At 50.3% G+C, this 6,274-nt stretch carries 5 protein-coding genes and 2 pseudogenes; 6 read left to right on the forward strand and 1 reads right to left on the reverse strand.

Annotated elements, in window-relative coordinates:
• From ACPLJI_RS08795 to ACPLJI_RS08820, 6 genes and pseudogenes are all read left to right on the forward strand, one after another.
• Window positions 1–718: pseudogene (locus tag ACPLJI_RS08795) on the forward strand (phosphoglucosamine mutase); the annotation flags it as partial.
• A gap of 4 nt (window positions 719–722) precedes the next feature.
• A complete protein-coding gene (gene glmU / locus ACPLJI_RS08800; protein ID WP_424730258.1) occupies window positions 723–1,988 on the forward strand; it encodes a bifunctional sugar-1-phosphate nucleotidylyltransferase/acetyltransferase in 1,266 nt (421 codons plus the stop codon).
• Between the two features lie 77 nt (window positions 1,989–2,065).
• On the forward strand, window positions 2,066–2,530 hold the full coding sequence (locus tag ACPLJI_RS08805) for a gamma carbonic anhydrase family protein (protein WP_424730259.1): 465 nt from the start codon (window positions 2,066–2,068) through the stop codon (window positions 2,528–2,530).
• Between the two features lie 47 nt (window positions 2,531–2,577).
• Window positions 2,578–3,678 carry a histidinol-phosphate transaminase gene (gene hisC / locus ACPLJI_RS08810; RefSeq protein ID WP_424730260.1) on the forward strand — a complete coding sequence of 367 codons (1,101 nt, stop codon included), beginning with the start codon at window positions 2,578–2,580 and terminating at the stop codon, window positions 3,676–3,678.
• 5 nt (window positions 3,679–3,683) lie between these two features.
• Entirely contained in the window at window positions 3,684–4,379 is a 696-nt protein-coding gene (locus ACPLJI_RS08815) for an anaerobic ribonucleoside-triphosphate reductase activating protein (protein ID WP_424741256.1), read from the forward strand.
• A gap of 17 nt (window positions 4,380–4,396) precedes the next feature.
• Window positions 4,397–5,530: a tetratricopeptide repeat protein gene (locus ACPLJI_RS08820; RefSeq protein WP_424730262.1), complete on the forward strand. Its 1,134-nt coding sequence runs from the start codon at window positions 4,397–4,399 to the stop codon at window positions 5,528–5,530.
• Here the strand turns inward: ACPLJI_RS08820 and ACPLJI_RS08825 are convergent.
• Window positions 5,527–6,274: pseudogene (locus ACPLJI_RS08825) on the reverse strand (phosphoglucosamine mutase); the annotation flags it as partial. The gene ACPLJI_RS08820 and the pseudogene ACPLJI_RS08825 overlap by 4 nt on opposite strands.

A 6,274-nucleotide genomic window follows, 5' to 3' on the forward strand; every position in this document is an offset into this window, starting at 1 on the left:
TGACCCTGAACCTGTCCCTGAGAACCTCTCTGAGCTCATGGATACTGTCAGATCAACCGGGGCTGATCTGGGGATAGCCCATGATGGCGACGCCGATAGGATGGTTGCTGTGGATGACAGGGGAAGGTTCGCAAGCTTCGATAAACTCCTGGCACTAATGGCAAGGGAGATAGGGGGCAAGATCATCACAACCGTGGATGCATCCCTCTGTGTGGATGAATGCCTTGGAGGCTGCGGCGAGGTCATAAGGACGCGGGTTGGTGATGTTCATGTGGCAAACTCCATCGCAGAGGAGGGCGCTGACTTCGGGGGAGAACCATCAGGGACCTGGCTGCACCCTGACTTCTGCATGTGCCCCGATGGAATACTCTCAGCCCTGAGGGTCGCCGAGCTCATCTCACGGAAGGGCCCCCTTTCGGTGCTCCTGGATGAGGTGCCATCCTACCCCAATATAAGGGATAAGGTTCCATGCCCCGATGATAAGAAGGGAGAGGTGATGGAGAGGGTGGCCTCTGAACTCAGCCGTGAGTTCACCGACGCTGCAGAGATCAATACGATAGATGGGGTCCGCATATCAATGGAGGATGGGAGCTGGGTTCTTGTGAGGCCTTCAGGGACAGAACCATATATAAGGATAACCCTTGAGGGTAAGACCCAGGATGAGGCCCGTCAGATCCATGAGAAGACCCGTGGTTACCTTGAAAATCTGATAGGGTGATGATATGGAGGCTGTTGTCCTGACTGCTGGTGAGGGTACAAGAATGCGGCCACTCACACTTACAAGGCCCAAGACCATGCTGCCGGTTGCAGGCAAACCCATGGTGGAGTACAGTGTGGATGCCCTCAGAGACAATGGTGTCAGTGAGATAATCATGATAACCGGTTACCGTGAGGATGTGGTGATGTCCCACTTCGGTGACGGATCCGAATTTGGGGTTGACATAAGCTACGTGAAACAGGAAAAACGCCTTGGAACAGCCCATGCAATAGGCCAGGCCGCAGGTATGGTTAGTGACGACTTCATCGTACTGAATGGCGACATAATAACCGACATCCAGCTTGTGGGTGATCTGATATCTGCCTACAGTGATATGAAACCCGAAACCCTCATGGTTCTACGTGAGGTTCCCGACCCGAGTTCATTTGGAGCTGTCAGGCTTGAGGGTGACCGCGTGCGGGAGATAATTGAAAAACCATCCCCTGATGTTGATGCAGGGAACCTCATAAATACGGGTATATATGTGTTCAGTCCAGCGGTCTTTGATTACATAGAGCAGACACCCCTATCCCTGAGGGGAGAGTACGAGATAACAGATACCATAATGATGCAGGTGAGGGATGACCTCCCTGTAAGGGCCATAGTATCAGAGAGGGAGTGGATAGATGTTGGAAGGCCATGGGAGCTTCTGGATGCCAGTGAAAAACTCATGAAAGGCCTTGAAGGAGCCATCCGCGGGGAAGTGGAGGATGGCGTGACCATCCACGGCCCGGTGATGGTGGGTGATGGAAGCATTATAAGGTCAGGTACCTACATCCAGGGGCCAGTTTACATCGGCGAAGACTGTGATATAGGGCCCAACTGCTACCTCCGTGCCCATACATGTATAGGAGATAATGTGAGCATTGGCAACGCAGTTGAGATCAAGAATTCCATCATAATGGACGGTACCAACGTCAACCACCTCAGCTACGTGGGTGACTCTGTCATAGGGGCAGAGTGCAACATAGCCGCCGGTACCAATATAGCCAATCTGCGGTTTGATGATGGACCTGTGCGCATGATGGTTAAGGAGGAATCTGTCAACACAGGCCGCAGGAAGCTTGGAGCCGTTTTCGGTGATGGCGTGAAAACCGGTATAAACTCAAGCTTCAATCCCGGTGTCAAGGTTGGGAAGGGTTCCCGTATCGGCGCCGGCTGCGTCATATACGAGGATGTGCCCTCTGATAAACTTGTGATACTCAAACAGGAATACATTGTAAGGGACTGATGGGGATGTCCCTGTGTCTTACAATGTCTTTGAAGGTCTGAAAGAGCCTCAGAGGATTTATTGATGGGGGTGCTGATGTGTCCTACCGTGTCTTCGAAGGTGCCAGAATAATAGGTGATGTTGAGATAGGTGATGGCTCATCTGTATGGTACAACGCTGTTTTGAGGGGTGACATAGAACCCATAAGGATCGGGTGCCGTTCCAATATCCAGGATAACTGTGTTGTCCATGCAAGCAGCGGGTACCCTGTGAAGTTGGGGAATCACGTCTCTGTTGGTCACGCCGCGGTTCTCCATGGATGCACCATACAGGATAATGTGCTGGTTGGCATGAATTCAACCATCCTCAACGGGGCCCTTGTGGCCGAAAATTCCATGGTGGGTGCAGGTGCAGTTGTTACCTCAGGTAAAAGTTTTCCTCCTGGAACCCTCATCATGGGGGTTCCTGCAAGGGCTGTCAGGGAACTTAATGATGATGAAATAAAATCCATAAGGGAAAATGCAGAGAGGTACTTCCACCTGGCGCAGGAATATGAAGACTGAAAAACCGAACAGGTCTATAATGTAAGTATGAGTTGAAGAGTGATTCTATGGTCAGAGTTCGTCCAGTAATTCATAAAATGGAGCCATATGTACCTGGAAGATCCATAAAGGAGATAGCAGAAAATTATGGCCTCAAAGAGAGTGATATAATCAAGCTGGGTTCCAATGAGAACCCCCTGGGCCCATCACCGGCAGCGGTTAAGGCTATGGCAGGAGAACTCCAATCCACCCACAGGTACCCTGAATCAAACCTTGAAGACCTCCATGAGGCCATAGCAGATTATGCAGGCGTCGATGGAAACCAGGTGATAGTGGGTGGTGACGGTGCAGATGAGATCATCGATGTCCTCGGCAGAACATTCATTGATCCGGGCGACTCCTTCGTTGTGCCGATGCCATCATACATGTACTACGAATACACCCTCCGGGCGCATGATGCAAGGCCCGTCCATGCACGGTGGGATGTTGAGGAGAACCGCCTTGACCTTGAATCGGTCCTTGATGCGATTGATGACTCAACCCGCCTGGTCTTTCTCTGCACACCCAACAACCCCACAGGTGGTCTCATAGATAAGAAGGATATAACCACTGTTGCAGAGTCCACAGACGCCCTAGTGGTTGTTGACGAAGCCTACTTTGAATTTGCAGGTGTCAGCAATGTGGATCTCTTATCTGACCATGAAAACATCTTTATAATGAGGACCTTCTCGAAGGTCATGGGTCTTGCAGGCATGAGGATAGGTTACGGCCTTGGAAGCCCCGGGGTTATAGAGTACATGCACAGGGTTAAACCTGTATTCAGCCTCACAAGGCTATCCCATGCAGCGGCCCTTGCAACCATCCAGGACAGGGATTACATAGAAAAATCTGCAGAGTACTCCATAAAGAGCAGGGAATACCTATATGAGGAACTTAAGAATTTTGAAAGCCTCAGGGTATTTGAGTCATATGCAAACTACATCCTCCTTGATGTGAGGGGTACAGGTAAAACCGCTGCTGAACTTGCAGAAGAGCTCCTCAGGAGGGGGATCATTGTGAGGGACTGCACATCATTTTCAGGTCTCGATGAGTACTGGATAAGGGTGAGTGTTGGGACCCTCGAGGAGGATAAACGGTTCATTGAGGTTCTTGCTGAGATCATTCCGTGATTTCAATGAAAATAGGTTCAATGGCAGTTTCAACCCTTGAATATCCAGGTAAACTCTCCCTTGTGATATTCACAGCAGGATGTAACTTCAGGTGCCCCTACTGTCATAACCCAGAACTAATAGACGGAGGGGTTGAAGTTGATCTCTCAGCCATCATGGATGACATGGAGAAATACTCCGACTTTGTTGATGCCGTCGTGGTGAGTGGTGGCGAGCCCCTCCTCCAGGTGGACGATGTGGAGGTGGTGCTAAGGCACGCCCGTTCCCTGGGGCTCCATACGAAGCTTGACACCAATGGTTACTCCCCCAGGGCCCTCATGAGGTTGCTGCCCTTACTTGATTGTGTTGCAGTGGATGTGAAGGCCCCCTTCCACCGTTACAGGGAGCTTGCCGGTGTCAGATGTGATGGTGTGGGGGAGAGCCTCCGTCTTCTTGCCGGTTCAGATGTTACTGTTGAGTGCCGGACAACCTTCGTGCCGGGCCTCCTGGACGAGGAGGACATTAAGATTATCGCAGAGTCCATAGACTGTGACATCTACGTTATCCAGCAGTTCAGGAACAGGGTTGTCCTGGATGAAAAACTGAAGGACCTGGAGCCCCCATCACCAGGTATGCTCAGGGAAATTGCCCTGAAGGTTAAAAAACATTTCAGGAAGGTTAAGATACGTACCGAGGAGTTCGGAGAGGAAGAAATTCAATAACAGGGGGAGATACCAAAGTGCCCATACTATCATTCAGCAGCAGGGACATTGATCTTGTAACAGGAAAAAGGACCATGACCATACGCCGTAAATGGAAGAGACCCCTAAGGGTGGGGGATCGCCTTCACTGTTACTGGAACCTTGTCTCCAAGGACCGTGAGAAGGTATTCGAGGCAGTGGTCACAGACGTTGAAACCGTCAGGTTCGGTGAGCTCAGGAAAAACGATGAACTGGCAAGGGAGGATGGATTCAGGGATGCCAAGGAACTTGAGGAAGAATTTAAAAGGATGTACCAGGGTGCGGTGGACGATGAAACCGAATTCCAGGTTATAAGGTTCAGAAAGCTTCCGGTGGAGGAATGGGAGGGCAAAAAGATCGATGAAAAGGCCATGATAACCAGAAGGGCTGACATACTCTTTGATTCAGGAAAATTCAATAAATCCCGCCTATGTTACACTGCAGCCCTTCGAATCGACCCTGACGATGTCTACGTCCTTAACAGACTGGCAGACAATCTCACAAGGCTTGGGAGATTCGATGAAGCCCTTGAAAACTACAGGAGAGCCATAAGGATAGCTCCTGAAAATCCTTATATATGGAACAACATGGCCATAGCCCTCCTCAATGCCGGTGACGTGGATGGGGCACTTGAGGCCAGTGCAAGGGCCCTGAAGATAAGGCCCCATGATCCTGCCCTGCTTTACTGGAGAGGTGTTATGCTCGAGGTGGCCGAAAAACCTGTTGAAGCCCTTGAATGCTATGAGAAGGCAATTGAAAGGGACCACCGGAATGCTGAGTTATGGACCGCCAGGGGAAACCTGCTCTCAGAACTTGGGAGGATGGAGGATGCCCTTGAATCCTACAATAATGCCCTTGAACTGGCCCTTGAAGATGAACAGGACCCCCATCTCTGGAACCGTAAGGGCAACGCCCTTCTTGAACTTGAAAGATTTGAAGAGGCCCTTGAATGCTACAGAAGGGCCATTGAAATGGATCCGGAGAATGATGTCTACTGGACCAACCTAGGGGTTGCGCTGCTGGAGCTTGAAAGATTTGAGGAGGCCCTGAATTCATTCAGCAGGGCCCTCCAGTTAAACCCTGAAAATGAGGATGCAGAGATACTGCTGGAGGAGTGCCTTGAAAACCTCTAGACCCTCTTAAGTTTCTTGATTGCCTCTTTAACCAGGGATATTCCCCATTCAGCCATTTTAGTGGCATTCTCCTGGGTGTCTGACTCTGCAAAGCATCTGAATATGGGTTCTGTACCTGATGGCCGTATTATAACCCAACCATCATCTGTGAAGATCTTAACACCGTCAGTTGTATCTATATCTCTCACACCTGGTTCACTGGCCACCATTTCAGCCACAATCTTCATTACATCCGCCTTGATTTCATCGGGACATTTTACCTTCTTTTTCTCGGAGTAATATGATGGAAGCTCTGATACAAGTTCCGAGAGGGGCCTTCCCTCATGTGCCATTATCTCAAGGATTTTTGCGGCTGTAAGGGCGGCGTCCCTTCCATATACAAAGTCAGGGAATATCAGGCCGCCGTTCTCCTCACCCCCAAAAAGACCCCCTGTCTCTTTAAGTTTTCTGGCCACAAGGAGGTCCCCCACGGCGGTTGCAATCACCTCACCATTGTTTTCCTCTGCCACGTCGTATATTGCTGATGATGTTGCGACTGTTGTAACTATTATTCCACCACCGTTCTCCTGGAGCATCCTCTTCTCAACGAGGGCAAAGGTCCTGTCACCAAGGACGAATTCACCCTTCTCATCTATACATATTGTTCTATCGGCGTCGCCATCATGGGCTATCCCCAGATCAGCCCCGGTTGATCTGACAGTATCCATGAGCTCAGAGAGGTTCTCAGGGACAGGTTCAGGGTCA

It is taken from the genome of Methanothermobacter sp., from assembly GCF_049720995.1.
Classification (GTDB): Archaea; Methanobacteriota; Methanobacteria; order Methanobacteriales; family Methanothermobacteraceae; genus Methanothermobacter.